Below are 23,310 nucleotides of genomic sequence, written 5' to 3' on the forward strand. Positions count from 1 at the left end.
AAGCTCGTCCGCCGCTACAACAATACACCCCGCAAATGCCTCGGCTTCCAAACCCCAGCCGAAGCCTTCCTCCAACCGTTGCACTTCAAATGTGAATCCACACCCGGAACAAGTCCGGGGTGACGGGTGAGGCGGGTATTCAGATCACAAGCGGCCCTAGCCTAAGCGGCGTCGTGGAAGATGATGCCGAGGGTGTGGCGTCGGCCTGAGCGCACGGTGCTGACGCCGTGGCGGTGCTTGACTCGGTAATGGCCGCGCGTGCCGCGTACCGGGCGCTCATTGACCGCGAATATCACTGCGTCGCCCTGGCCGAGCGGCACCACCTCCGCGCGCGACTGCATGCGCGGGCGCTGTTCGGTCAGGACGAAATCGCCGCCGTCGAAATCCTCGCCCGGCCGGGATAGGAGCACCGCGACCTGTAGCGGGAAGACGTGATCGCCGTAGAGGTCCTGGTGCAGGCAGTTGTAGTCGCCCGCGCCGTATTGCAGCAGCAGCGGCGTCGGGCGGGTCTGTCCGGCGGCATGGCAGCGGTCCAGGAAGGCGGCGTGATCGGTCGGGAAACGGTCGTCGCGTCCCATGCGTTCATGCCAGGCGTTGGCGATGGGGGCGAGGTGCGGGTAGATCGCGGTGCGCAAGCGCTCGACGAGCGGCGGCAGCGGATAGGCGAAATAGCGATACTCTCCGCGACCGAAGCCGTGGCGGGCCATCACTACCCGGCTGCGGAAGCCCCGGTCCTCGTCATAGCGGGCGGCGATCGCGTCGCACGCCGCCGGGGCGAGCAACGCTGGCAGCAGCGCATGGCCGCGTGTGTCCAGTTCACCGGCCACCTCCATCCAGTTGATCTTGTTCATACCCATCTTGGGCGTGAGGTAGGAGCGAGCGGCGCGCATTGCGCTCCGGCGCTTGCGCTCAAAACAGGAAAGGGCGCCGCGACCCTGTGGTCCGGCGCCCTTCATGTGCCGCGGCGGCGCGCCCTGGTCGGGGAAAGAGGATTCGAACCTCCGGCCCCTGCCTCCCGAAGGCAGTGCTCTACCAGGCTGAGCTATTCCCCGATTCCGGGGCGCGCATCCGCGTGCAGGCGGCGGCTTATATCAGCGAAATCTCCACGTTCAAGCCCGGCGTCAGCCGTTTCGCGCGGCCATCATCTCGGCGACGCCGACGAACTTTTCGCGCGGGGAACCGTCGCGCGCGCGGGCGATTTCGGCCGCCTCGATCTTCTGCCAGTCGCGGAAGGTGACGATGTCGACGCCGCGCTTCGCCAGCAGCGCATCAAGGCCGGCGCGACCCGCCTTGCCGTTGCCCTTGCCGATATCCTCGGCGATCAGATCGACGATGGCGAAGCCGTCCGGCCGGTTGGTGCCGATCGTGCCCGTCGGGCCGCGCCGCGCCCAGCCGACGGCGTAGAGCCCCGGCAGCACGCGTCCGTCATTGTTGGCGAAGCGGCCGCGGCCATGTTCGTAAGGAACCCCCTCGATCGGCGGCGTGGTGTAGCCGATGCAGCTCACCACCAGCCCGGCGGGGACGGCATAGGTCTCGCCCGTGCCGATCGAGCGGAGCTGATCGTCGAGCCGGGTGCGCTCCACGACCACCCGCTCGGCCTTGCCGTCGCCCTCGATCGCGACGGGTGCGGCGAAGAAGTCGAAATCGATCGTCACCTGCTTCGCCACCGGATTGGCGGCGAAATCGCGCAGATGGGTGACCGATTTGCGCATGCCCGGCTCGAGCAGCGCATCCGCGCCTTCTTCCGGCAGGTCGATCGGATCGACCCGCGGCGAGGCGCGCTCCAGGTGGCCGAGCTCGCCCAGTTCCTTGGGCGTCATCGCGATCTGGTGCGGCCCGCGGCGGCCAAGGATGGTGATGTGGCGGATCGACGATTGCGCCAGGGCCTCCAGCGCGTGGGCGACGATGTCCGATCCCGTGAACTCGCCCGGCGTCTTGGCGAGGATGCGCGCGACGTCGAGCGCGACATTGCCGTTGCCGATGATCACCGCGCTGGTGACGTCGAGCGGTGGGGCGAGATCAGTGAATTCGGGGTGCCCGTTGTACCAGCCGACGAACGCCGCCGATCCGAGCACGCCGGCCAGGTCAGCGCCGGGAATGTCCAGCTTGCGGTCGTTGGGCGCGCCGGTCGCCAGGACGACGGCGTCGTACAGCTCGATCAGCTCGGCGATCGACACGTCGCCGCCGACCGAGACATTGCCGACGAAACGGACATTGTCGCTGAGCGCGACGCCCTCGTAGCGGCGCGACACGCCCTTGATCGACTGGTGATCGGGCGCGACGCCGAAACGGATCAGGCCGTAGGGCACGGGCAGGCGATCGATCATGTCGACGCGGACATCGTCGCCGAACGCCTTCTGGCACGCCTCCGCCGTGTAATAGCCCGCCGGGCCCGATCCGATCACGGCGACGTGCAGCATATCCGCGCTCTCCCAACGCCTTGTTGTCGAACGCGATGCTAGCGGGGAAAGCGGGGAGGGCAAGCGCGGCGGATCAGGGCGCGATGGCGAGGCCGTCTCCATTCTTGCCGACGGGGATGCGGCGGAGCACCTTGCCGGAGGCGAGATCAATCTCCGCCACCTGATCGCGGCCGGTCTCGGCGGCGTAGAGGCGCTTGTTGTCGGGCGAGAAGAGCAGGGTGACCTGACCCGCCTCCTGTTCGCCGCTGACCGGGATCGTGCGCGACACCTTCAAGGTTGCGGGATCGATCAGGCTGACGCTGCCCGCGGCGATGTTGCTGGTTGCGATCCATTTGCCGTCGGGGCTCGCAAGAACGCGGATGGCGACGGGTGGAATCGCGACCTCGGCGAGGCGTTCGTAGCTGCTGGCGTCGAACGCCTGGACGCGCGGGGCGTCGAGGTCGCCGACCCAGAGCTGCTTGCCGTCGGGCGTGACCGCGATTCCTTCGGGCTTGCCGCCGGTAGCGATGTCGCGGAGCTTCCTGCCCGCGGCCAGATCGATCACGCTGACCGTGCCCGACCCGATGTTGGCGACGAAGGCGTGGCCGGCATCGGGGGTGATCGCGACCATGTGCGATCCCTGCTGATCGGTCCTGATGCCCGTCACCTGGCCGTCCGGCGCGACGACGGCGATCGACTGGCTGGCTTCGGCGGTCGCGACCAGCCGGCCGTCGGCGAGCCAGAGCAGGCCGTGCGGGCGCTGGTTGGGGGCGAGGTCGATCGTGCGCAGCTTCTTCGCGCTGGCCACGTCGAACACGTCGATGGTGGTGCCGCCGTACGCCACCACCGCGGCCTGCTTGCCGTCGGGCGAGACGGCGATCTCGTGCGGCATGTCGCCGGTGGCGACGCGGGCGCGTTCCTTCGCGGTCTGGAGATCGATGAAGCTGACGGTATCCTCCCCCTTGTTGCCGACGATCAGCGTTTGCGCGAGCGTGGGCGCGGCGGAGAGGAGGGCGAGGGCGGCGAGGAGCGTGCGCATCTGAGGTCTCCGGACGGGTGGACGAGACTATTGCGCGGGACGGCTTTGGCAAGCGCGTGAACGCTGCTAGGGGGCCGCAATGACTCCGCTCGACCGCATCCGCAACTTCTCGATCATCGCGCACATCGACCATGGCAAGTCGACCCTGGCGGACCGGCTGATCCAGCGCACGGGGGGCCTCTCCGACCGTGAGATGTCCGCACAAGTGCTTGATAACATGGACATCGAGAAGGAGCGGGGGATCACCATCAAGGCGCAGACGGTGCGGCTTGAGTGGAAGGGCCATGTCCTGAACCTGATGGACACGCCGGGCCATGTCGACTTCGCCTATGAGGTCAGCCGCTCCCTCGCCGCGTGCGAGGGCGCGCTGCTCGTCGTCGACGCGGCGCAGGGGGTGGAGGCGCAGACGCTGGCCAACGTCTATCAGTCGATCGAGCACGACCACGAAATCCTGCCCGTCATCAACAAGATCGACCTGCCCGCCGCCGAGCCCGAGAAGGTCCGCGCCGAGATCGAGGACATCATCGGCCTCGACGCGTCCGAGGCGGTGCTGGCCAGCGCCAAGTCCGGCATCGGCATCGACGAGATCCTCGACCAGATCGTCGCCAAGATCCCGCCGCCAAAGGGCGACGCCGACGCGCCCTTGAAGGCGATGCTGGTCGACAGCTGGTACGACCCCTATCTGGGCGTCGTCATCCTGGTCCGCGTGATCGACGGCAGCATCAAGAAGGGCCAGCAGATCAAGTTCTTGGCAGCAGGCACCACCCATCTGGTCGACCGCGTCGGCGCCTTCCGCCCCAAGATCGAGCAGCTCGGCCAGCTCGGCCCCGGCGAGATCGGCTTCATCACCGCGCAGATCAAGGAGGTGGCGCAGACCGCGGTCGGCGACACCATCACCGACGCGAAGAAGCCCGCCGCGGCGCCGCTCCCCGGCTTCAAGGAGGTGCAGCCGGTGGTGTTCTGCGGGCTGTTCCCGGTCGACGCCAATGACTTCGAGAAACTGCGGGAGTCGATCGGCAAGCTGCGCCTGAACGACGCGTCGTTCAGCTACGAGATGGAGACGAGCGCGGCGCTGGGCTTCGGCTTCCGCTGCGGCTTCCTGGGCCTGCTCCACCTGGAGATCATCCAGGAACGGCTGATGCGCGAATATGATCTGGACCTGATCACCACCGCGCCCAGCGTCGTCTATCGCATCCACCTGAGCCATTCGAAGACCGAAGACGCGAAGGTGATCGAGCTGCACAACCCGGCCGACATGCCCGATCCCAACCGCATCGAGGAGATCGAGGAGCCGTGGATCGAGGCGACGATCTACGTGCCCGACGAATATCTCGGCTCGATCCTGAAGCTGTGCCAGGACCGGCGCGGCATCCAGAAGGACCTGACCTATGTCGGCGGGCGCGCGCAGCTGCGCTACGAATTGCCGCTGAACGAGGTGGTGTTCGATTTCTACGACCGGCTGAAGAGCATCAGCCGCGGCTACGCCAGCTTCGACTATCACCAGATCGGCCACCGGCCGGGCGACCTCGTCAAGATGAACATCCTGGTCAACAACGAGGCGGTCGACGCCTTGAGCATGATCGTCCACCGCGGCACGGCGGAGGCGCGCGGCCGCGGCATGTGCGAGCGGCTGAAGGACCTGATCCCCAGGCACCTGTTCAAGATCCCGATCCAGGCGGCGATCGGCGGCAAGGTGATCGCCCGCGAGACGATCGCGGCGCTGAGGAAGGACGTGACGGCGAAATGCTATGGCGGCGACGCGAGCCGCAAGAGGAAGCTGCTGGACAAGCAGAAAGAGGGCAAGAAGCGGATGCGGGAATATGGGTCCGTTAGCATTCCGCAGGAGGCGTTCATCGCTGCGCTACGCATGGGTGAGGAATAGAGCCGGATCGCGTGGGCGATCGCTTTCGAAAGCGCCCCGCGCTTTCGAACAAGACGCAATCACCTCCTGCAGGAGGCCTTTATTGCGGCGTTGAGGATGGGGATGATGCCCGAGGCTAACGAGCGGATCGCACGCGATCCGGGAGTTAGACGAGGACCAGCATCATCCCGGCCGACGGCCGGCTGATCCCGCCGTCAGCCGAGCCGTTCGACGACGCGGCTTCGCCGCGGTGGGGGTTTGATCGAAAGGTCCGGTGCCCGCCAATCGGCAATCTGATCATGCTGTCGCTCGTTGTGAATTTCATCGAGTTCTTCACAATGACAAAATCCCGTCATGATTCGGGTACGTCGGTTAACCGGCAGCAGGAGAGGGATGATTCGGCTCGAGACATCACGCACCGAGCAGGAGGTCTTTGACGACCTGGAACATCTGTGCTCGTCGCCGGGCTATATTCATGTCCTAGCCTTGCAGTCGTTTCGCGACAACCTTGTCATCCATTCTGGTGAGTTGACGAGTGAGGCGCTTGCCGCCTCCTATGCGCCTCAGCGGACTATTCGCACCGAGTTTTCGACTTTGCTTGGCCTGATGCTCAAGCACCCTATCGACTTTGAGCTGCCAACGCCTGACAAAATCCTTCGCCTAATCGATCGCACCGGTAAGTTATTAGAAGAGCTGCACGCGTGCTTCAACCAGCCGATGATGGCCGCGATCAAACAAGCTTTCGAGGAAGTTCAGGCGGGGCGGTCGGTTGAGGAGGCAAGTCCCTTCCTACGAGGTGACGTGCTTCGCGAGCCGATCTTCTATGGTGGGGAATCTGCCTATAGCTTTCAGTACCGCGACTTTGCGGTCGACCGTTATACGCCGGACGATGACTGGCTGTTCGCCAACAAGGGATTCCACGCCTCGGATGGCCGAGCGGTCGCCGAAGCGCTGAGCACGCTACCGAATAAAAAGTTACTGCCGATGTTCGACCAGATTCTTGGCGCCGATCAAACCACGCTGAACTTTCTCCCCGGCTTCACCTTTTCACTCCAGGAGATCGCCGCTGCTGCGGCCGTGCCGGTCGAGATCGCAGTTGCGGTGCTCGACGCGTTTACCGCGCCGGAGGCACCGACCAATGCTGATTTCAGGACAATCGGTGACTTCAATGTGGCCAATGCTTGTCCGATCCTCCGAACTCCATCGGGCGACTACGTCTCGCTTCAGGCCTATGGGGTCGTTGAAGCGCTCTATGAATCCCCTTATTATTGGATGGCCTCCGACCAAGCGTACCGTAACGCCGCCTTCCAGCATCGAGGAGCCTTTACCGAGGCGCTTGTTGCGAAGCGACTCGCGGCGGTATTCGGTGAAGGAAATGTTCATCGCAGCGTGAATGTGTTGCGCAAGGGCGGCCGCGTCAGCGAAATCGATGTGCTGGTTCTGTTTGCCGACCGCGCCGTTGTGGTCCAGTGCAAGTCGAAGAAACTCACGCTAGAGGCACGAAAGGGGAACGATCTTCAACTGCGGGGCGACTTCAAGAAGGCTGTACAGGACGCTTACGACCAAGCGCATCTATGTGCGAAGTCGCTGAGTGATCAGACGCTCAGCTTCGTTCGGGCAGATGGCGTAGTTTTGGAAGTCCCAGCGTTGCGCGAGATTTATCCCGTGTGCGTCGTGTCAGACCATTATCCCGCGCTGGGGGCACAGGCCCGCCAATTCCTTACATTTGAGACCGATGCAGTGATCCAGGCACCGCTGATCGGAGATGTGTTTCTGATCGATGTGCTTGCGGAGATGTTGTCAACTCCGTTGCGTTTGCTGAGTTATGTAAACCGCCGGGTGAGCTATGGCGATCGCATCAACACCATCAATGAGTTGACGATCCTTGCCTACCATCTCAAGCAAAATCTCTGGCTCGATGAGGAAATGAATCTCGTCACCATTGCCGACGATTTCAGCATCTCGCTCGATACCGCGATGACCGTTCGCCGAACGGGCATTGCGGGAGAGCATACTCCTACCGGCATCCTGACTCATATGGAGGACACGCTAGTTGGGCGGCTACTAGCAAGCATCGAAAACCGGCCTGACCCGACACTGGTTGATCTTGGCTTCTTGCTGCTGTCGTTGAGCGGCGAGACACTAGACGATCTCAATCGCGGATTGCGGCAGATTGCCGAGCAGACTCGTGGGGACGGGAAGAGCCATGACCTCACCCTAGGTTTCGATGACAGTCAAAGCGGTCTAACTATCCATTGCGGGTCGCTGCCCAATGTGATCGCCACCGAACGGCTGGCAGATCACTGCCGCCGCCGAAAGTATGTGCATCATGCCGACAGTTGGTTCGGCCTAATGGTTCGGGCTGACGATGGACTGCCGAAATTCGGAATCCATCTGCGCTTTCCGTGGAAATACGACAATGCCCTTGAACGGGCCACTCAAGGTATGAGTCGAAATTCCGCAGCGCGACCTATCGCACCAAGGCCCACCGGATCGAAAGTCGGGCGCAACGAGGCCTGCCCGTGTGGCAGCGGAAAGAAGTTTAAAAGGTGCTGCCTTATAGGCTCTGCTTCTACTCAGAACTAACGGCAGCGTGAATATGGGACGCCTCTAAGCCGCCACCCGCTCCACCCGGATATCCCCCTCATGCGCGCGCGCCTGCGCGAGATCGTGCGCGGCCTGCATGCGCAGCAGCGTGTCGGCGCGGAGGCCGAAGGCTTTTTCGAAGCGGATCGCCATTTCGGCGGAGAGGCCGGCATGGGCGTTGAGGAGATTGCTCATCGCCTGGCGGGTTACGCCGAGCTTGCCGGCAAGCTCCGTCACGCTGAGGCCGTGGGGGGCGACGATCTCGGTCTTCAGCCATGCGCCGGGGTGGACGGCGAAGCTGGGATGAAGCTTGATGGCCATCAGTGATAATCCTCCAGGTCCATGTCCTCGACATGCGAGGCGGCGTTGACGTGAGAGAACAACTACTGGTTTCTTGATCGTAGGATAAACACAAAGCCCGGAGAAGAAGGGCGGTGCTTCGATACGCGCCTGCGGCGCTACTCAGCATGAGCGGGCTGGGGTTGGGTGTCGCTTTGGCGCGCGGGGGCGCCGCGGCAAAGCCGCCCTTCGACTGCCTGCCAAGGCAGGCGCTCAGGACAGGCTGACCTGGGCAAAGCCCAGGTCGTCGAACGACACGGCCGGTTCTCCGGCCGGTCGTCGGCCGCGCTTGCCGCCGGCGCTCGCGCCGGTGCTGCGTTGGCTGCGCCTACTCGCTTCGGCTGGCGCGCCATACCGCCCACGTCTCCTCCTTCCACGCCGCCTCCCATTCCGCCTGCGCCTCGGCGATCCTCGCCTGGGCGGCGCGGCGGGCGGCCTTGCGTTCGGCCTGGGTGTCGCCGGGCCAGGGGTCCTGGCCGTGGCCCGGCGGCAGCTTGCGGTGGTGGTGGGGGAGGGCGGGGCGTTCGAGGCCGCCGTCCTGGCGCGCCCACACTTCCCGCCGGATACCGTCGAGGATCTTGCTGACCGGATCGGCGAACAAGTTGTTGTCGTGGAGGATGGACGGCGTCTGGCCGTCCTCGGTGCTCCACATGTCGAGCATCTCGGTCGTGCGGCCGCCCATCGACAGCATCAGCTCGATATGGGTGAGCTGGCGCAGCGTGTAATCGGCGGCGATCACCTCCCCGGCCAGGCGGTGGCGGCGCTCGCTCAACACCTTCGCCCGGTATCGCTTGAACAGGTCCATCAGCCATTTGGACGGGAAGGCGGCGAGAGCGGCCGCACGGTCGGCCTCCTCCTTCGCCTTGGCCTCGGCCTCGTCCACGGCGCGCTGCTTGCAGACGGGGCAGTTCTCCGCCGCCTCCTGCTCGATCTGCTCCCGGCTGCGCGGGGCGGCGAGCAGGCCGGCGCCGTAGCGCGCGGGCATGTGGTGCTTGAGGATGAACATCAGCAGGCGATCGTTGAACCAGCGCTTCTCGCCCACCTGCTCGCCGCGCCAGAAGATGGGGACCGGGACGCCGTTCATCGCGCGATCGATGGCGATATCGGCGAGGCGGCGGACGCCGTGATCGAGCGCGGCCTCCCACGCGGCGGCGAAGCTTTCCGCATCGGGCTGCCGGCGCAATGCATAGGCGCCCTCGCTCGCCATGTTGACGCGGCGCGCGGCGGCGGTGACCGATCCGGTGTCGGCGAGCGCGGCGACGAAGGCGCGCTGGCGTTCGGGCGTCCAGCCGTCCGACCGGTATTTGCGGGCGACCGGGGTGAAGTGCGGGATCGGCGGGCGCTCGCCGGGCGGCAGGGGTGGGAGGATTTGCATAGCGACTCGGCATATAACCTATATGGTTATATGTAGGACAGCAGAATTTTCCTCAAGCGTTCGGCAGCGCCGCGGCAAAGCCGCGTCGTCGGACGGCTGCTTCGCGCCGCCGGCCGGGCTTGCCGTCGGCTTGCGCCGCCGCTGCGTTGGCTTCGCCTACGCGCTCGGCAGCGCCATGTGCTTGCCGTCGGTGACGATGACGCGGGTGCCGAGCTCCGCCTCTCCGAACAGCTTCGCGGCGAATTCCGGCGGCAGGCCGATGCAGCCATGGGTGGCGTTGCCCCATTCGACCTCGCTCGCGTGGATCGCGACGCCGTCATTGGTGAGGCGCAGCATATAGGGCATCGGCGCGCCGTAGAGGTTGCTGATGTGGTGGCGCTTCTTCTGGCTGATCGGGAAGGTGCCGGTGGGCGTCGGCTTGTCGGTCGCGCCGTAGATGATGACCGCGGCGCCGATCTCGTACCCGCCGCGGAACACCGACATGGTCTGCGCGGCGAGATCGACGGTGACGACGATCTCCCCCGGGGGGACGCCCGCATCGTCCCACACCCAGCTGCCGTGCCGCATCGGGCCGGGGATGTCGAGGATGCGGCGGACGACGAAGGGGGCGGGGGCGGGCTTGGGCTTGGGCGCGGGGATTGCGGCGGCGGCGGCGGGCCCCGGCGCGGGTGCGGGCGCGGGCGCCGGTTGCGGCGTGGGGGCGGGCTCCGCGGGTGCGGCTTCGGGGACGATGGCGGGCGGCGGGGACGGCGCGGCCGGGGCGTGCGCCTCCGCCAGCCCGTCGCGCGGGGGCGGGGTGATGCCGACCAGCGCGGCGGCGAACAGCATGGCGGCGGCGGTGCGGGCGATCCTGTGTCTCGCCATCTCTCGGCTCCCGGTTGGTTGAGGCCCTCTTAACGCATCGGAGGCGGGCGAGTCTGTGCCGAAATGGGGCTGTTCCGGCGTGGCACGTTAAGCATGGCCGGTGACGCCGCCGGGCGCGAACGACTCGCAACAGGCTGATATGCGGGAACGATGCGCGGGGCGCGCGGTTGAGGCCCTGAAACCACAGGAGGCCCCGCATGGCAGACACCAAACAGGACGCGATCGCGCTGCTCAAGGCCGATCACCGCAAGGTCGAGGAGCTGTTCGCAGCGTTCGAAAAGGCGAGCGGCGATGGCCGCAAGGAGAAGCTGGCGCGCGAGATCTGCCTCGAGCTGATCGTCCACACGCAGATCGAGGAGGAGATCTTCTACCCCGCCTGCGAAGGCAAGGTGGAGGAGGACCTGCTGAAGGAGGCCTATGTCGAGCATGACGGCGCCAAGGTGCTGATCGCCGAGATCGAGGCGGGCGGGCCCGACGACGAGTTCTACGACGCCAAGGTGAAGGTCCTCTCCGAACAGATCGAGCATCATGTCGAGGAGGAGGAGAAGCGCATGGAGGGCATGTTCAGCCAGGCGCGGCACGCCGGGCTCGACATGGACGCGCTGGGCGACGAGCTGCGCGCGCGCAAGGAAGCGCTGACCGCGGAGTACAAGGCGAACGGCCTGCCCAGGCCCCAGACGGCGACGCTGACGACGGCCTGAGGCGGCCCGGCGAAGGTAACGAAGGTCACGGCACGCCACCCCGGGACTGCGGCGGGCCGTTGGGCTCATCCGCCGAACCCGCCGCCTAGATCGGCCGGCGCGGTGCGCGCGGCGGGATCGATCGCACGCAGCGCGGCGAGCAGCAGGCGATTGTCGTAGCGCCGCCGCTCGCCGATCTGACGGCCGCGATAGAAGACGGGGGTCGCCTCGCCGTTCAACGCTCGGTCTATCGCCAGGCTGAGCGCCCGCGCGCGGCCGATGTCGAGCGCGCCGGCCCAGGCGGCGGCGAATCCGCTGCCCTCTCCGGCGCGCTTGCGCAGGGCATAGGCCGATTTCGCGCTCATCCCCACCGCCTTCGCCGCCGCGCCGACCACGCCGATCCGCGCCAGCTGGGCGATGAAATCGCGCTGGCGGGCGGGCGTCCAGCCGTCATGGCGGGCGGCGGTTTTCACCGGCGCAAAGGCGAGCGGATCGGTGGCGGCGTCAGGGGCGGGCGAATCGGTCATCGGCGAGTCTATGCCGATTTCGGACGATGTAGGACAGCGATTTGTTTCCGATATGTTCTGGCCGGGACGGCGGGAGCGGATGATTGGTCGCGAGGTGGGGGGATGGGCGTCCGTCCTTCCTCGCATCGGAACCTGCGCTTCGGGGGCGTGCGCGACGGGGGTTGCGGGCGGAGCCGCGGAGAAGAAGGAGTGGTTCGCGCGGAGACGCGGAGCGCGCGGAGATATTTGGCCCTGCGCGAGGCGCACGCTCAGGCTCGGCGTCATGCCTAGCTCGCCGGCGGGAACATGAATGCCGCTGGCGCGGCGGGCCGCTCCGCGCCTTTGCGTGAATCAGATCCTCCCCAGGAAACGGCGACTGATCGATTTCGCGGAGCCGCCCGGCGCAAGCGGGGCGGGCCCCGAATCAAGTCCGGGGTGACCAGCAGAGTTGGACCGGGATCAGCTCCCGGCGTCTCGGGACTGCGAGGGGAAGGCGAAAAAGGATTTTCACGCGGAGGCGCGGAGACGCGGAGGGCGCTTTGCCGCGTCGGCGGTTCTCATCCCTCAACCACGCGACGTGTCGCGATGTTGATGGAACACGGGCCTTGCCGGGAAAGTGTCTCCGCGCTCTCCGCGCCTCCGCGTGAACCATTCTTCCGGCCGAGCCGAGCCGCGGTCGATCGGCCTCACGCGCGGCCGCCCCTTGTCCCGGCATTGCCGTTTCCCGGAGTTCGTCGCGCCCCTTTCCTCGTCATCCCGGACTAGTTCCGGCATCCATCGTGCCGCAAGCCCAGCTTGCGCGCGTGGAGGGATGGACCCCGGAACGAGTCCGGGGTGACGAGTGTGGGTGAGGTCATTGCTGATGGCAATCAAGCTGCATCCAAGCCTCGCAGTGAATCCCGGCTCATGGCTGCGCGCGGAGGTGGTGGAGCCGCACGGCCTGTCCGTTATCGACGCGGCGGCGCGGCTGCATGTGACGTGGGCGCGATGAGCAACCAGCTGGGCCACCGCGCCGGGCTGTCGGCGGAACACGCTGGTGCGGATGCAGGCGGCGCACAATCTGGCGTGGGTACGGGCGCGGGAAGGAGCGATCGAGGTGGAGCGGGTGGCGGCGTAATTAGATCTTGTGTGTCTGAATTTGTTATGACGTCAGAAGCGATTGGCTCTCATTTCAGCCAACTCCTCAGCGACCATTTGAGCAGATAGTTCAAAAAAATCGAAGCGCTCATATAGTGGAATGAGCATAGGATGCATCACTTCGACTAAATTTTCCTCAAATTCAACAGCCGACGCTTGAGTTTGAATCACAGCTTCATCATCTCGACAGCGGCGATTGTCGAATATAGCGCGACGTCCATTCCAACTTGTTAGTGTTCGATCTCCTAGGCCTCTATATGTTGCTCTAAGAGTTATGGAAGCGTTGTCATCCAGCGCCCGAGCAAAGCGGGCCACATAAAGCATTGCCTCGCCTACACGCCATATTGGTAATGTGACGTCGAACAAAGTGCCGGCCGGACGACTTTGAACGCCATCTTCGTCAAATCCACGCATCAGAAAAAATTGGCCGTCAAGATTTGCTTGCCAGAAGTCACAATGCGCCGGTGTTCTTTGATACCGTTCCACGTCCGGAGCGCCGAGCCAAGCTTCGATACATCTTTCTCGTGCGTATGGGGTCAATGGTTCTCTATGCAGAGTGACGAATGGGCCCCAACCAGTGTGCCTAGTTTGCCCAGCTGCTGCCATCCGATCCCTTAAATTGGCAAGGGTAGCCACATTAGGGACATTCTGCAGATCGAATGTGAGCTCGTAACGCCCGAGCGGCATTTTTCCTGCGTCATCGGATGGGAGGTTTTCGGTCAACTCATTCCAACGACTGATGGCGCGACTCGTAAAATCGACAACCTGCTCCAAGCGTGCATCATCGGGCGTAACACCTGCGCGCCCTTGAACAATGATTCGAATAGCTTCGAGCATGTCATCGCGACCCGATCGGACACACCGATCCAAAATGCTGCGCCATTCTTGTGCGGTAAAAGGCTCTTCGCTTTGCGGCCCTGGCTTGCGCATATAGCAGCGCTGAGCAGAGATGACGCCTGCGTGATCACGCCGGCTCATCACCGGCACGTGCTCATCACCAGGAACAACAACAAAGGCATGCTCAACATTCGTGTTGGGATGGCGTGCGAAGAGCAGCGAGCAATGCACGCGAGGCTCTGCAAACCGATTGACAGCGGCGTTCACATCGTCCTGTCGGTATCGACCGATGGCATCAGGGCGAGGCAAGGATTGTAAGCCGGCCACGGCATCATCGCCACGCATGCCAAACACCACGATGCCGCCGCCATGGTTTGATAAAGCAATTACAGCTTTTGCTAGAGTGGCTTGACTGTGTCTTTCGGAAAGATCGAGCCAACTTTTGTGTTCGATAGAAAGCGATTCCGAAGGTTCTGCGATAAGCGCGACAAGTTCAGCTGTTGTTGGCATCCTCACCCCAAGCTCACAAAGCTATCTATCACCCGCTTCCGGCCGGCCTGTTCGAAGTCGATCTCCAGCTTGTTGCCTTCTATCTCGGCGATGCTGCCGTAGCCAAATTTCTGGTGGAACACGCGCATTCCGACCTCCAGGTCGTCGCGGCCCTTGTTGCCTAGGCTGACGGCGGGGGCTCGGGCTTCGAGGACGCGGTTCGAGACCGGCGCTAGGCCGCCGGCGCCGGCGGCGCGTTGCCAGCCGGGGCCTCGGCCGGTGCCGCGCGCGACGTTGGCGAAGGGGTCGGTGTGTTCGGACCAGTTGGCGCGCCACAGGCTGGCGCCGCCGGAGAGGGTGGTTTCCTCCTCTATGTGGTCGGCGGGCAGTTCTCCGACGAAGCGGCTGGGGATGCTCGACGTCCATTGGCCGTAGATGCGGCGGTTGGCGGCGTGGAGGATGGTGGCGCGGGCGCGGGCGCGGGTGATGGCGACATAGGCGAGGCGGCGTTCCTCCTCGAGGCTCGCATTGCCGCCTTCGTCGAGCGCGCGCTGGGAGGGGAACAGGCCTTCCTCCCAGCCGGGCATGAACACCGTGTCGTATTCCAGCCCCTTGGCGGCGTGCATGGTCATGATGGTGACCTTTTCGCGCTCCGCTTGCGCGTCGTTGTCCATCACGAGCGAGACGTGTTCGAGGAAGGCGCCGAGGGAGTCGTATTCCTCCATCGCGCGGATGAGCTCGGTGAGGTTTTCGAGGCGGCCGGCGGCTTCGGCGGAGCGGTCGGCCTGCCACATGGCGGTGTAGCCGGATTCGTCTAGGATGGTTCGCGCGAGTTCCGTGTGGGGCAGGCCCCCTCCACCACCCGGCTGCGCCGGGCGGTCCCCCTCCCCCGCTGAAGCGGGGGAGGAACTGGCCAGGTCTCGCCAGCGGGCGAGGTCGCCTACGAAATTGCCGAGGGCGCGTCTTGCCTGGGGGGTTAGTTCGTCGGTGTCGAGGATGCGGGCGGCGGCGATGGTGAGGGGGACGCCCTGCGCGCGGGCGAGCTGGTGGAGCTTGGCGAGCGCCTTGTCGCCCAGGCCGCGTTTCGGCACGTTGACGATGCGTTCGAAGGCGAGATCGTCGGCGGGCTGGTTGACCAGGCGGAGATAGGCGAGCGCGTCGCGGATCTCGGCGCGTTCGTAGAAGCGGAAGCCGCCGACGATCTTGTACGGGAGGCCGATGGCGATGAAGCGATCCTCGAACTCGCGGGTCTGGTGCTGGGCGCGGACGAGGATGGCGATATCGTCGAGGCTGGCGCCGCCGCGCTGGGCGGCCTCGATCTCGTCGCCGATGCGGCGGGCCTCCTCGGGGCCGTCCCAGATGCCGATGACGCGGACCTTCTCGCCCTCGCCGGCCTCGGTCCACAAGGTCTTGCCCAGGCGGCCGCCATTGTTGGCGATAACGCCCGATGCGGCGGCGAGGATGTGCGGGGTGCTGCGGTAATTCTGTTCGAGCTTGATGACGGCGGCGCCGGGGAAGTCCTTCTCGAACTTCAGGATGTTCTCCACCTGCGCGCCGCGCCAGCTGTAGATCGACTGGTCGTCGTCGCCGACGCAGCAGATGTTCTTGCGCTCCTGCGCCAATAGCCGCAGCCAGAGATACTGGACGGCGTTGGTGTCCTGATATTCGTCGACCAGGATATATTTGAAGCGCTGCTGATAGAGTTCGAGCACGTCGCGATGCCGCTTGAGGATCACCAGCATGTGGAGCAGCAGGTCGCCGAAATCGCAGGCGTTCAAGGCGGCGAGGCGGGCCTGGTATTGGGCGTAGAGCTCCCGCCCGCGGCCGTTGGCGTAGGCGGCGGCGTCGTCCGCGCCGATGTCCGAAGGCGTGAGGCCCTTGTTCTTCCAGCCGTCGATCAGGCCGGCGAGCAGGCGGGCGGGGAAGCGCTTCTCGTCGATATCGGCGGCGACGATCAGTTGTTTGAGCAGGCGCAGCTGATCGTCGGTGTCGAGGATGGTGAAGTTGCTCTGGAGCCCGACGAGCTCGGCATGGCGGCGCAGCATCTTCGCGCCGATCGCATGGAAGGTGCCGAGCCAGGGCATCCCCTCCACCGCGTCACCGACCATGCGGCCGATGCGCTCCTTCATCTCGCGCGCGGCCTTGTTGGTGAAGGTGACCGCGAGCAGCTCCGACGGCCACGCCTTGCGCGTGTAGAGCAGGTGGGCGAGGCGGGCGGTGAGCGCCGCGGTCTTGCCCGTGCCCGCGCCGGCGAGGACGAGGACGGGGCCCTCGGTGGTGAGGACGGCCTCGCGCTGGGGAGCGTTCAGGCCGCGCAGATAGGGCGGATCGGCTGCTTGGCCTTGGGGGGCGGGGGCGGGGAGACTCACCTGCGAACAGGTAGGGAACGGGGGCGGCAGGGGCAAGCCTTGTGCCGCCCGCCGCCCGCTACAGCGCGCGGAGGAAGCCGAGCACCGCGTCGAACTGGCCGTTCGCCTCGGCATGGCGCAGGCGCTTGACGTTTTCGACCAGGATCTCGGGCGGGGTGGGCTGCTGGTTGAGCAGGCCCAGCGTCTCGGCGAGATAGTCCTCCAGCGGCATATAGCCCTGGCGCGTCGACTGGCCGGGGGTGAGATCGGTCTGCACCGCGGGCGGGGCGATCTCGATCACCTCGACCTTGCCCTCCAACTGCGCGCGCAGGGATACGGTGTAGGAGTGCATCGCCGCCTTGGTCGCCGAATAGGTCGCGGCCTTTGGCGCAGGGACGAAGGCGAGGCCCGAGGTGAGGTTCAAGATCGCCGCGTCGGGCTGGGCTGCGAGATGATCGACCAGCGCGTCGGTCAGGCGGATCGGGCCGAGGATGTTGGTGACGATGGTCGCCTCGGCATCGGCGAGGTCGCGCTTCTGGGTGACGTCCTCGTAGCGCATGATGCCGGCATTGTTGACGAGGATGTTGAGCGCGGGGTGATCGGCGACGATCCGCGCGGCGAAGGCGGCGATCGCGGCCGGGTCCTCGATGTCGAGGGTGGCGGCGTGCATGTTCGCGCGGCCGGCGATCGCCTCCTCCAGCGCCTCGCGGCGGCGGCCGGCGACGATGACGGTGTTGCCCTGGTCGTGCAGGCGCTGCGCCAGCCCGCGGCCGATGCCGCTGCCGCCGCCGGTGACGAGAATGGTGTTGCCGCTGGGTTTCATGACTGGCTCCTTTCGCATGAGGCGCCGCCGATGTATTCCGTTCCTCTCCCTTCGGAAGAAGGCACCCGAAAGATTTATACTTACCCGAAAGAGAGTGTCAGCATGGCCGCCGCCGCCGATCGTCCGCGCGAATATCCGCCCCTCGACCCGCGCGTCGAGGCGCTGGTGACCCAGGTGATCGGCCGCGTCGCCGACAAATGGACGATGCTGATCCTGGAGGCGCGGGGCTGGTCAGCCTCGCCCCGCGCGACTGACGGACCGGGCGGAAGCGGAAAGCCGCTTCCGCCCGGTTTGCGTCCTTGTGCCTCGGACTGCGACCCGCGCGGGAGAGAAGGCGGTCCGCCGGCACCTGGAATTCCTGCGGACGTGACGGCGCGGCCGCCGATCAATAGGGTTCGCAGCGCGCCTGCAGGCCGATGCGGAAGGCGTGGTTGGAAAGATCGCGCCCGACCTGGCCGTCCATATGGCCGCCGCGGAAGGTGACGTTGCCGCCGGCGACGCTGACCGTGCCGGGATTGCCGCCCTCAAGATCGGTATAGCGGCCGTTCGCCGCGACCTTGAAGCCCAGCCCGATCATGATCCGCCCGCCGCTGCCATAGCAGGCATATTCGCCCGGCTTGAGACCGCCGCCGACGGCCGGGACAGGCGGTTTGGGTTTGGGCTTGGGCTTGGCCATGGTCGCGGGGCGGGATGCGGGCCGAGGCGCCGTCCCCGCGGGCGCGCCGAGCGGACGAATATGCGCTGGGCCATAGACGATATAGTTGCCCGCCGCCCATTTGCGGAACTGCGCGCAACGCACGCGCATCAGCCCCCCGGACGGGTTTTCGGAGACGGTGCACGTCTGAAAATCGGCGGCGTTTCCGCTGACGCTGAAATGGACCTTCTGACCGACGCGGTATTGCGCGGCGAAACCGTCCTGCGCGACCGCATGCGTACCGCCGAGCATGGCGGCCGCGACCATTGCCAATCCTTTCATCGAATTGCCCTCCCCAAGGCCGATCGCGAGTGTGACCAACGACGGGGCGCGAGTCCAGCGGGATTGACCGCGCGGCGCGGCTGGGGAATGTCGCGAACATGCATCCGATCCGCCAGCACCGCCGTGTCCTGATCGCCAGCCTGGTCGGCACCTCGGTCGAGTTCTACGATTTCTATATCTATGCGACCGCCGCCGCTTTGGTGTTCGGGCCGCTGTTCTTTCCCGCCGATTCGCCTTCGACCCAGCTGCTCGCCTCCTATGCGAGCCTTGCCGTCGCGTTTCTCGCGCGGCCGGTGGGGGCGTGGGTGTTCGGCCATTATGGCGACCGGATCGGGCGCAAATCGACACTTGTCGCGAGCCTGATGCTGATGGGGGGATCGACCCTCGCCATCGCCTTCCTGCCGACCTATGCCGCCGCGGGGATCTGGGCGCCGATCATGCTGTGCATCCTGCGCTTCGGCCAGGGCTTCGGGCTGGGCGGCGAATGGGGCGGGGCGGCCTTGCTGGCGGTCGAGAACGCGCCGCCGGGCTGGCGCGGGCGATACGGCATGGTGCCGCAGCTGGGCGCGCCGATCGGCTTCATCGCGGCGAACGGCCTGTTCCTGTTGCTCGGCATGATGATGACGCCCGAGCAGTTCATGAGCTGGGGCTGGCGCGTGCCCTTCCTGCTTTCGATCATCCTCGTCGCGCTGGGGCTGTGGGTGCGGCTGAAGATCGCCGAGACTCCCGCCTTTGCCGCCGTTCTGGAGGAAGGCCCGCCGCCGAGCGTGCCGATCGGCGAGCTGATGCGCGATCACTGGCGCACCGCGATCGGCGGGACGCTGGGGGCGCTCGCTTGCTTCGCGGTCTATTACATCGCGACGGCGTTCGCGCTGGGCTACGCCACGACGACCTTGGGGATCGACCGGCAGCTGTTCCTGTCGCTGCAGCTCGTCGCGATCCTGTTCATGGCGATGGGCATCGTGCTTTCGGGCATCTGGGCCGACCGGACCAGCGCGGGCAACGTGCTCGCCTGGGGTTGCGCGGGCGCGGTGATCGCCGGGCTGCTGCTGGCGCCGGGGCTGGGATCGGGCTCGATTCCGCTGATCTTCGCGGTGCTGGCGCTGGCGCTGTTCGTGATGGGATTCGTCTACGGACCGCTCGGCGCGTGGCTGCCCGGCCTGTTCCCGGCGCGGGTGCGCTATACGGGGGTGAGCCTTGCGTTCAACATGGCGGGGATCATCGCCGGCGGGCTGACCCCGGTGGCGGCGCAGGCGCTTGCCGTGCGTGGCGGGCTGACCCTGGTCGGCGGGTATCTGGCGGTAATTTCGCTGGTGAGCCTGGTCGCGCTGCTCGCGCTGGGACGGCGGCGCGAGGCCGCACCGGTGATGCTGGAGCCGTGACGACCATGATGCGCCGCCTTCTGGCTTTCCTCATTCCCCTGCTGGCCTGGACCTCCGCGGCGCACGCCGCCGGCTGCGAGATCGGCGCGCCGGGATCGGCCACGCGCATCGCCATCGGCGATACCGGGCGCCCGCTGCTGGCGCATGTGCCGAAGGGCTTCGACGGCTCCCGGCCGGCGCCGCTCGTCTTCCTGCTCCATGGCAGCGGCGGCACGGGCGCGCAGATGCTCGCCGATTCGCGGCTGGCGGAGACCGCGGACCGGCACGGCTTCATCCTCGTCGCGCCCGACGCCGGCATTGCGCTGGACAAGGGGTTTGCGTGGAACATCCCCGGCGTCCCCACCATCGCGGGCAAGATTCCCGGGCCCGACGACGCCGACGACGTCGCTTATATCGGCGGGATCATCGACACGCTGGCGGCGAAGGGCTGCATCGATCGCGCGCGGGTATATGCGACCGGCCTTTCTGGCGGCGGGCGGATGACGTCATGGCTGGGCTGCGTCGCGGCCGATCGCTTCGCCGCGATCGCGCCGGTGGTCGGCCTGCGCGCGGGCAATCCGCTGGCGAGCGATCCCTCGCGCCCCGACCCCGCCACGTGCCGCCCCGACCGGCCGATGCCGGTGATCGCCTTTGCCGGCGACAAGGACGGCACCAACCCGATCGCCGGCGGCGGCGCGGGCTATTGGCAATACAGCATGCACGCCGCCGAGCAGCGATGGGCGGCGCTCAACCGCTGCACCGCGGCGCCCGTGACGCGCTGGGTGAGTGAGGGCGTGTACGAGGAGCGCTATGCGGATTGTGCGGACGGCGCGGAGGTGATCGGGCGGATCAGCGTCGGCGGCGGGCATAGCTGGGTGGTGGACAACGAGGCGCTGTGGGCGCTGCTCTCGCGGCACCGGCGATGAATGGTCAGGGATAGAGCTGGCGGGCGTGGAGGATGCGGAGGACGTCGATGGCATCGGGGGTGATGCGATAGATGACGATGTAGTTCGGATGCACAATGAGTTCGCGAGTTCCGGCCACGCGGCCCGGGCGACCGATGTGTGGGAAATTTCTCGCGCGATTGAGGCCATCAAGGATAAGACGGGTTATCCTTTTTGCGCCATCTGGCGAGAGCGCTTCGATGTATCCGACGATGTCGTTGAACTGATGCTCCGCCTCAGCTTTCCAGATCAGCTTCAACATCGCCCAGTCCCGGAAATCTCGCCTTGAACCTGGCCATCACCTCCTCGTGAGGGATTGACGGTTCGGTCGAGGCCAGCGCGGCCTCCACCTGCGCGCGGAACCATGCGTCATACGCCGCCGCATCTTCCTCGGTTTCGAACTCCGAGACGATCGGGGAGAGCTTGCCCATGGCGACAGGGTAATCCGAAGCGCCGTCCGGGCGCAACATCGCGAATTGGTCTGACGCGACCGTCCCGACTCTAAAGCGCCCAGCGGAAGGCGCGGCGGAGTTCGGCCGTTCCGTCCCGTTCGTACCAGCGGCCGTGCGCCATGATCACGCGCTCGGGCGCCCAATCGAGCATCCGCCGGGCGCTGGCGCGGATGCGCTTGCGGTTGCGCCAGAAGCTGAGGCGCATGTCGAACGGCGCCTTGCCATCCGGATCGGCCGCGCCGCCGAGCTTCAGCACCGCCCGCAGCAGGCGCGATTCGACGCGCTCCAGCTCGAAATTCTCGATCAGGTCGGTGAGGATCAGCGTGCGCGAGGCGCGGTGGTGGAACACCGCCTCGGTCACAACGTCGCCGGTGAACAGGTCCTGATCGAAGTCGTCGGGCCAGGCGGCGGCGGGCCAGGCGACGAGGGGGTGATCGATCGCGAACGGGCGCTTGGCCCTGCGCAGGAGGTTGGGGACGGCATGGACCTCGGCGCCGGGACACCGCGCCTTCCAGTCCGGCACATACCAGTAATGGATCGTGTTGGGCGCGATCAGGTAGCGGATCGGGCCGATGGCGGTGAGCGACGCCGCCAGCGCTTCGTCGAATGCAATCGGCGAATGGAGCCAGAGGTCGCCCGAGGCGAGGCGCACCACGGTCATGCGCGTGGGGAAGGGAATCGTCGCGCCGAGATAGTCGAAGCCGATCTCCGGCCCGTCGACGATCCAGATGTCTTCGCCGACGGGCTTGAGGGTGTTGAGGGGGACGTAGGGGCGCATCGGTTGGTTACGCTAGCTGTCCGGGCGCAGCAGCGTGATCTTGGCCTTGCCGTGGTTGCGGACGGCGTCGACGGTGAAGCCGGGGGCGGCGAAATCCTCGTTGAAGGCGGTTTCGACGCTGATCCAGGCGCCGGGCGCGAACCAGCCGAGGCGGGCGAGCTTGTCGAGCGTCACCGCGCCGGCGCCGGTGCCATAGGGCGGATCGGCGAGGATCAGGTCGTAGGGCCGGGCCGCGGGACCGAGCGCGAGAACCGAGGTGGCGCGGACCTCCGCGCCCGGCAGCGCCAGCCTGGCGATGTTGGCCTTGAGCGCGTCCAGCGCGGCCTTGTCCTGTTCGACGAAGGTGCAATGCGCCGCGCCGCGCGAGAGCGCTTCCAGGCCGAGCGCGCCCGAGCCGGCGAACAGGTCGAGCACGCTGAGGCCCGCGAAATCGCCGATACGGCTGGCGAGCATCGAGAACAGCGCCTCGCGCACGCGGTCCGCGGTGGGGCGGGTGGAATCGCCCTTGGGCGCGAGGATCGGACGGCCGCGATGCGTGCCGGCGATGATTCTCATGGGCGGCGTCGCTTGGGGCCGCCCCCTCCACCACGCGACTGCGTCGCGCGGTCCCCCTCCCCGTTCCGGGGAGGTATTTTGGTCTTCGCCTTGTGGACTTGGCGGGACAATTCCTTCTGGAAGGTCTCCAGATCGACCTGGCGCACTTCTTCAACCGCGCCGATCGGAAGGTCGCCCAAGTGGAACGGGCCATAGCTGGTTCGGATCAGGCGGCTGACCTTGAGGCCGAGATGTTCGAGCACGCGGCGAACCTCGCGGTTCTTGCCTTCGGCGAGCGTCATCTCGATCCAGACGTTCGCGCCGGTGCGGCGTTCGAGATTGGCGTCGATCGAGCCATAGCGGACGCCGTCGATCTCGATGCCGTGGATCAGTTCCTCGAGTTGGGCCTGCGTCACCGCGCCATAGGCGCGCGCGCGGTAGCTGCGCGGGACACCGGTGGCGGGCAGCTCCAGCTCGCGCTTGAGCCCGCCATCGGTGGTGAGCAGCAGCAAACCTTCGGTGTTGAGATCGAGCCGGCCGACGGGAACGACGCGGGGCAGCCCCTTGGGCAAGCGGTCGTAGATGGTCGGGCGGCCCTTGGGATCGCGCTCGGCGGTGAGCAGACCGGTGGGCTTGTGGTAGCGGAACAGTCGCGTCGGCTCGGCCGCGGCGACGGGCTGGCCGTCGACCGTCACCCCGGCGAGCGATTTGAGGATCGTCGCGGGGGTTTCGATCACCGCGCCGTTCAGCGACACGCGGCCGGCCTCGATCAGCCGTTCGACCTCCCGGCGCGAGGCGACGCCGGCGCGGGCGAGCAGCTTGGCGATGCGCTGGCCCTCGCCGGGCTTTTCCGATGTGGGTTTTGGGCGGGATGGGGGCACGGTTGGTCCTGTTCGAATATCTTCTGTCGCGGATCACAGGAAAATCTGTGCAGCCGCAATCCGGTTACGCGCGTTATGAACCGCGAGCGTAACGACGAAGG

The 23,310-nt window shown here is 66.3% G+C and carries 22 protein-coding genes, 1 tRNA gene and 2 pseudogenes; 8 read left to right on the top strand and 17 right to left on the bottom strand.

The annotated features are described in order from the left end of the window. A pseudogene (locus D1610_RS17635) lies at nt 1–123 on the top strand (IS30 family transposase); the annotation flags it as partial. Nucleotides 124–161: 38 nt separating this feature from the next. Here D1610_RS17635 and D1610_RS15820 read toward each other — a convergent pair. The 4 genes from D1610_RS15820 to D1610_RS15835 all read right to left on the bottom strand — a co-directional run bounded on the left by D1610_RS15820 (nt 162) and on the right by D1610_RS15835 (nt 3,438). Continuing rightward, nucleotides 162–890, bottom strand: a complete 729-nt coding sequence (locus D1610_RS15820; protein WP_182466875.1) for a 2OG-Fe(II) oxygenase — start codon at nt 888–890, stop codon at nt 162–164. A gap of 85 nt (nt 891–975) precedes the next feature. Beyond that, a tRNA-Pro gene (locus tag D1610_RS15825) sits at nt 976–1,052 on the bottom strand. 69 nt (nt 1,053–1,121) lie between these two features. After that, nucleotides 1,122–2,420 carry an FAD-dependent oxidoreductase gene (locus D1610_RS15830; protein ID WP_118865179.1) on the bottom strand — a complete coding sequence of 433 codons (1,299 nt, stop codon included), beginning with the start codon at nt 2,418–2,420 and terminating at the stop codon, nt 1,122–1,124. A gap of 73 nt (nt 2,421–2,493) precedes the next feature. Further along, the gene (locus D1610_RS15835; protein WP_118865180.1) at nt 2,494–3,438 is read right to left on the bottom strand and encodes a YncE family protein; all 945 of its coding nucleotides are present in this window, start codon (nt 3,436–3,438) and stop codon (nt 2,494–2,496) included. 79 nt (nt 3,439–3,517) lie between these two features. On the opposite strand from D1610_RS15835, the gene lepA reads away from it, so the two are divergent. Beyond that, nucleotides 3,518–5,320, top strand: coding sequence for a translation elongation factor 4 (lepA, locus tag D1610_RS15840; RefSeq protein WP_118865181.1), 1,803 nt, complete (start codon nt 3,518–3,520; stop codon nt 5,318–5,320). Between the two features lie 372 nt (nt 5,321–5,692). Next, the gene (locus D1610_RS15845; RefSeq protein WP_118865182.1) at nt 5,693–7,885 is read left to right on the top strand and encodes an SEC-C metal-binding domain-containing protein; all 2,193 of its coding nucleotides are present in this window, start codon (nt 5,693–5,695) and stop codon (nt 7,883–7,885) included. A gap of 24 nt (nt 7,886–7,909) precedes the next feature. On the opposite strand, the gene D1610_RS15850 is transcribed toward D1610_RS15845, so the two are convergent. From D1610_RS15850 to D1610_RS15860, 3 genes are all read right to left on the bottom strand, one after another. Continuing rightward, nucleotides 7,910–8,206: a HigA family addiction module antitoxin gene (locus tag D1610_RS15850; protein WP_118865183.1), complete on the bottom strand. Its 297-nt coding sequence runs from the start codon at nt 8,204–8,206 to the stop codon at nt 7,910–7,912. A gap of 346 nt (nt 8,207–8,552) precedes the next feature. Then, nucleotides 8,553–9,599 (bottom strand): hypothetical protein, encoded by a 1,047-nt coding sequence (locus D1610_RS15855; RefSeq protein WP_118865184.1) that lies wholly within the window; start codon nt 9,597–9,599, stop codon nt 8,553–8,555. A gap of 156 nt (nt 9,600–9,755) precedes the next feature. After that, complete coding sequence (locus D1610_RS15860) at nt 9,756–10,463, bottom strand: L,D-transpeptidase family protein (protein WP_245942332.1); 708 nt, start codon at nt 10,461–10,463, stop codon at nt 9,756–9,758. Nucleotides 10,464–10,660: 197 nt separating this feature from the next. Here D1610_RS15860 and D1610_RS15865 point away from each other — a divergent pair, with 197 nt between their 5' ends. Continuing rightward, nucleotides 10,661–11,164 (top strand): hemerythrin domain-containing protein, encoded by a 504-nt coding sequence (locus D1610_RS15865; protein WP_118865186.1) that lies wholly within the window; start codon nt 10,661–10,663, stop codon nt 11,162–11,164. Between the two features lie 65 nt (nt 11,165–11,229). Here D1610_RS15865 and D1610_RS15870 read toward each other — a convergent pair whose 3' ends face one another. After that, complete coding sequence (locus D1610_RS15870) at nt 11,230–11,670, bottom strand: hypothetical protein (protein ID WP_118865187.1); 441 nt, start codon at nt 11,668–11,670, stop codon at nt 11,230–11,232. Between the two features lie 841 nt (nt 11,671–12,511). Between D1610_RS15870 and D1610_RS17555 the strand changes: the two genes are divergently transcribed. After that, on the top strand, nt 12,512–12,640 hold the full coding sequence (locus D1610_RS17555) for a hypothetical protein (RefSeq protein ID WP_281268993.1): 129 nt from the start codon (nt 12,512–12,514) through the stop codon (nt 12,638–12,640). A gap of 158 nt (nt 12,641–12,798) precedes the next feature. On the opposite strand, the gene D1610_RS15880 is transcribed toward D1610_RS17555, so the two are convergent. From D1610_RS15880 to D1610_RS15890, 3 genes are read right to left on the bottom strand one after another with little or no spacing between them, the layout of a single operon-like run. Further along, entirely contained in the window at nt 12,799–14,133 is a 1,335-nt protein-coding gene (locus D1610_RS15880; RefSeq protein WP_118865188.1) for an AlbA family DNA-binding domain-containing protein, read from the bottom strand. A gap of 2 nt (nt 14,134–14,135) precedes the next feature. Next, nucleotides 14,136–16,481: an ATP-dependent helicase gene (locus D1610_RS15885; protein ID WP_182466876.1), complete on the bottom strand. Its 2,346-nt coding sequence runs from the start codon at nt 16,479–16,481 to the stop codon at nt 14,136–14,138. Between the two features lie 58 nt (nt 16,482–16,539). Then, nucleotides 16,540–17,283 carry an SDR family oxidoreductase gene (locus D1610_RS15890; RefSeq protein ID WP_118865190.1) on the bottom strand — a complete coding sequence of 248 codons (744 nt, stop codon included), beginning with the start codon at nt 17,281–17,283 and terminating at the stop codon, nt 16,540–16,542. Between the two features lie 102 nt (nt 17,284–17,385). Here D1610_RS15890 and D1610_RS17470 point away from each other — a divergent pair. Further along, nucleotides 17,386–17,502: pseudogene (locus D1610_RS17470) on the top strand (winged helix-turn-helix transcriptional regulator); the annotation flags it as partial. Nucleotides 17,503–17,668: 166 nt separating this feature from the next. Here the strand turns inward: D1610_RS17470 and D1610_RS15900 are convergent. Further along, nucleotides 17,669–18,244, bottom strand: a complete 576-nt coding sequence (locus tag D1610_RS15900; protein ID WP_118865191.1) for a hypothetical protein — start codon at nt 18,242–18,244, stop codon at nt 17,669–17,671. A 113-nt stretch (nt 18,245–18,357) separates the two neighbouring features. On the opposite strand from D1610_RS15900, the gene D1610_RS15905 reads away from it, so the two are divergent. Both D1610_RS15905 and D1610_RS15910 read left to right on the top strand, forming a co-directional pair. Continuing rightward, nucleotides 18,358–19,641 (top strand): MFS transporter, encoded by a 1,284-nt coding sequence (locus D1610_RS15905; protein WP_118865192.1) that lies wholly within the window; start codon nt 18,358–18,360, stop codon nt 19,639–19,641. Between the two features lie 5 nt (nt 19,642–19,646). Continuing rightward, nucleotides 19,647–20,546 carry a CE1 family esterase gene (locus tag D1610_RS15910; RefSeq protein ID WP_245942334.1) on the top strand — a complete coding sequence of 300 codons (900 nt, stop codon included), beginning with the start codon at nt 19,647–19,649 and terminating at the stop codon, nt 20,544–20,546. A gap of 4 nt (nt 20,547–20,550) precedes the next feature. Here the strand turns inward: D1610_RS15910 and D1610_RS15915 are convergent, their stop codons facing one another. The 5 genes from D1610_RS15915 to D1610_RS15935 form a co-directional block, all read right to left on the bottom strand. Continuing rightward, entirely contained in the window at nt 20,551–20,826 is a 276-nt protein-coding gene (locus D1610_RS15915) for a type II toxin-antitoxin system RelE/ParE family toxin (protein WP_118865193.1), read from the bottom strand. Further along, a complete protein-coding gene (gene relB / locus D1610_RS15920; RefSeq protein WP_118865273.1) occupies nt 20,801–20,995 on the bottom strand; it encodes a type II toxin-antitoxin system RelB family antitoxin in 195 nt (64 codons plus the stop codon). Before relB ends, D1610_RS15915 begins: the two co-directional genes overlap by 26 nt. Before the next feature lie 70 nt (nt 20,996–21,065). Next, nucleotides 21,066–21,794 (bottom strand): DUF4336 domain-containing protein, encoded by a 729-nt coding sequence (locus D1610_RS15925; RefSeq protein WP_118865194.1) that lies wholly within the window; start codon nt 21,792–21,794, stop codon nt 21,066–21,068. 12 nt (nt 21,795–21,806) lie between these two features. Then, entirely contained in the window at nt 21,807–22,349 is a 543-nt protein-coding gene (gene rsmD, locus D1610_RS15930) for a 16S rRNA (guanine(966)-N(2))-methyltransferase RsmD (protein ID WP_118865195.1), read from the bottom strand. Continuing rightward, nucleotides 22,346–23,209 carry a pseudouridine synthase gene (locus D1610_RS15935; RefSeq protein WP_118865196.1) on the bottom strand — a complete coding sequence of 288 codons (864 nt, stop codon included), beginning with the start codon at nt 23,207–23,209 and terminating at the stop codon, nt 22,346–22,348. The genes rsmD and D1610_RS15935 overlap by 4 nt, the downstream gene beginning before the upstream one ends. Between the last annotated feature and the right edge of the window lie 101 nt (nt 23,210–23,310).

This window comes from Sphingomonas gilva (assembly GCF_003515075.1).
GTDB classification, from domain to species: domain Bacteria; phylum Pseudomonadota; class Alphaproteobacteria; order Sphingomonadales; family Sphingomonadaceae; genus Sphingomonas; species Sphingomonas gilva.

Bases quoted from the DNA above. Each gene is read 5' to 3' on its own strand.
- D1610_RS15910 (WP_245942334.1), top strand. From the start codon at position 19,647: ATGATGCGCCGCCTTCTGGCTTTCCTCATTCCCCTGCTGGCCTGGACC.
- D1610_RS15925 (WP_118865194.1), bottom strand. From the start codon at position 21,794: ATGCGCCCCTACGTCCCCCTCAACACCCTCAAGCCCGTCGGCGAAGAC.
- D1610_RS15865 (WP_118865186.1), top strand. From the start codon at position 10,661: ATGGCAGACACCAAACAGGACGCGATCGCGCTGCTCAAGGCCGATCAC.
- lepA (WP_118865181.1), top strand. From the start codon at position 3,518: ATGACTCCGCTCGACCGCATCCGCAACTTCTCGATCATCGCGCACATC.
- D1610_RS15900 (WP_118865191.1), bottom strand. From the start codon at position 18,244: ATGGTCGCGGCCGCCATGCTCGGCGGTACGCATGCGGTCGCGCAGGAC.
- relB (WP_118865273.1), bottom strand. From the start codon at position 20,995: ATGGGCAAGCTCTCCCCGATCGTCTCGGAGTTCGAAACCGAGGAAGAT.
- D1610_RS15855 (WP_118865184.1), bottom strand. From the start codon at position 9,599: ATGCAAATCCTCCCACCCCTGCCGCCCGGCGAGCGCCCGCCGATCCCG.
- D1610_RS15835 (WP_118865180.1), bottom strand. From the start codon at position 3,438: ATGCGCACGCTCCTCGCCGCCCTCGCCCTCCTCTCCGCCGCGCCCACG.
- D1610_RS15845 (WP_118865182.1), top strand. From the start codon at position 5,693: ATGATTCGGCTCGAGACATCACGCACCGAGCAGGAGGTCTTTGACGAC.
- D1610_RS15870 (WP_118865187.1), bottom strand. From the start codon at position 11,670: ATGACCGATTCGCCCGCCCCTGACGCCGCCACCGATCCGCTCGCCTTT.
- D1610_RS15820 (WP_182466875.1), bottom strand. From the start codon at position 890: ATGCGCGCCGCTCGCTCCTACCTCACGCCCAAGATGGGTATGAACAAG.
- D1610_RS15850 (WP_118865183.1), bottom strand. From the start codon at position 8,206: ATGGCCATCAAGCTTCATCCCAGCTTCGCCGTCCACCCCGGCGCATGG.
- D1610_RS17555 (WP_281268993.1), top strand. From the start codon at position 12,512: ATGGCAATCAAGCTGCATCCAAGCCTCGCAGTGAATCCCGGCTCATGG.
- D1610_RS15880 (WP_118865188.1), bottom strand. From the start codon at position 14,133: ATGCCAACAACAGCTGAACTTGTCGCGCTTATCGCAGAACCTTCGGAA.
- D1610_RS15890 (WP_118865190.1), bottom strand. From the start codon at position 17,283: ATGAAACCCAGCGGCAACACCATTCTCGTCACCGGCGGCGGCAGCGGC.
- D1610_RS15860 (WP_245942332.1), bottom strand. From the start codon at position 10,463: ATGGCGAGACACAGGATCGCCCGCACCGCCGCCGCCATGCTGTTCGCC.
- D1610_RS15830 (WP_118865179.1), bottom strand. From the start codon at position 2,420: ATGCTGCACGTCGCCGTGATCGGATCGGGCCCGGCGGGCTATTACACG.
- rsmD (WP_118865195.1), bottom strand. From the start codon at position 22,349: ATGAGAATCATCGCCGGCACGCATCGCGGCCGTCCGATCCTCGCGCCC.
- D1610_RS15915 (WP_118865193.1), bottom strand. From the start codon at position 20,826: ATGTTGAAGCTGATCTGGAAAGCTGAGGCGGAGCATCAGTTCAACGAC.
- D1610_RS15905 (WP_118865192.1), top strand. From the start codon at position 18,358: ATGCATCCGATCCGCCAGCACCGCCGTGTCCTGATCGCCAGCCTGGTC.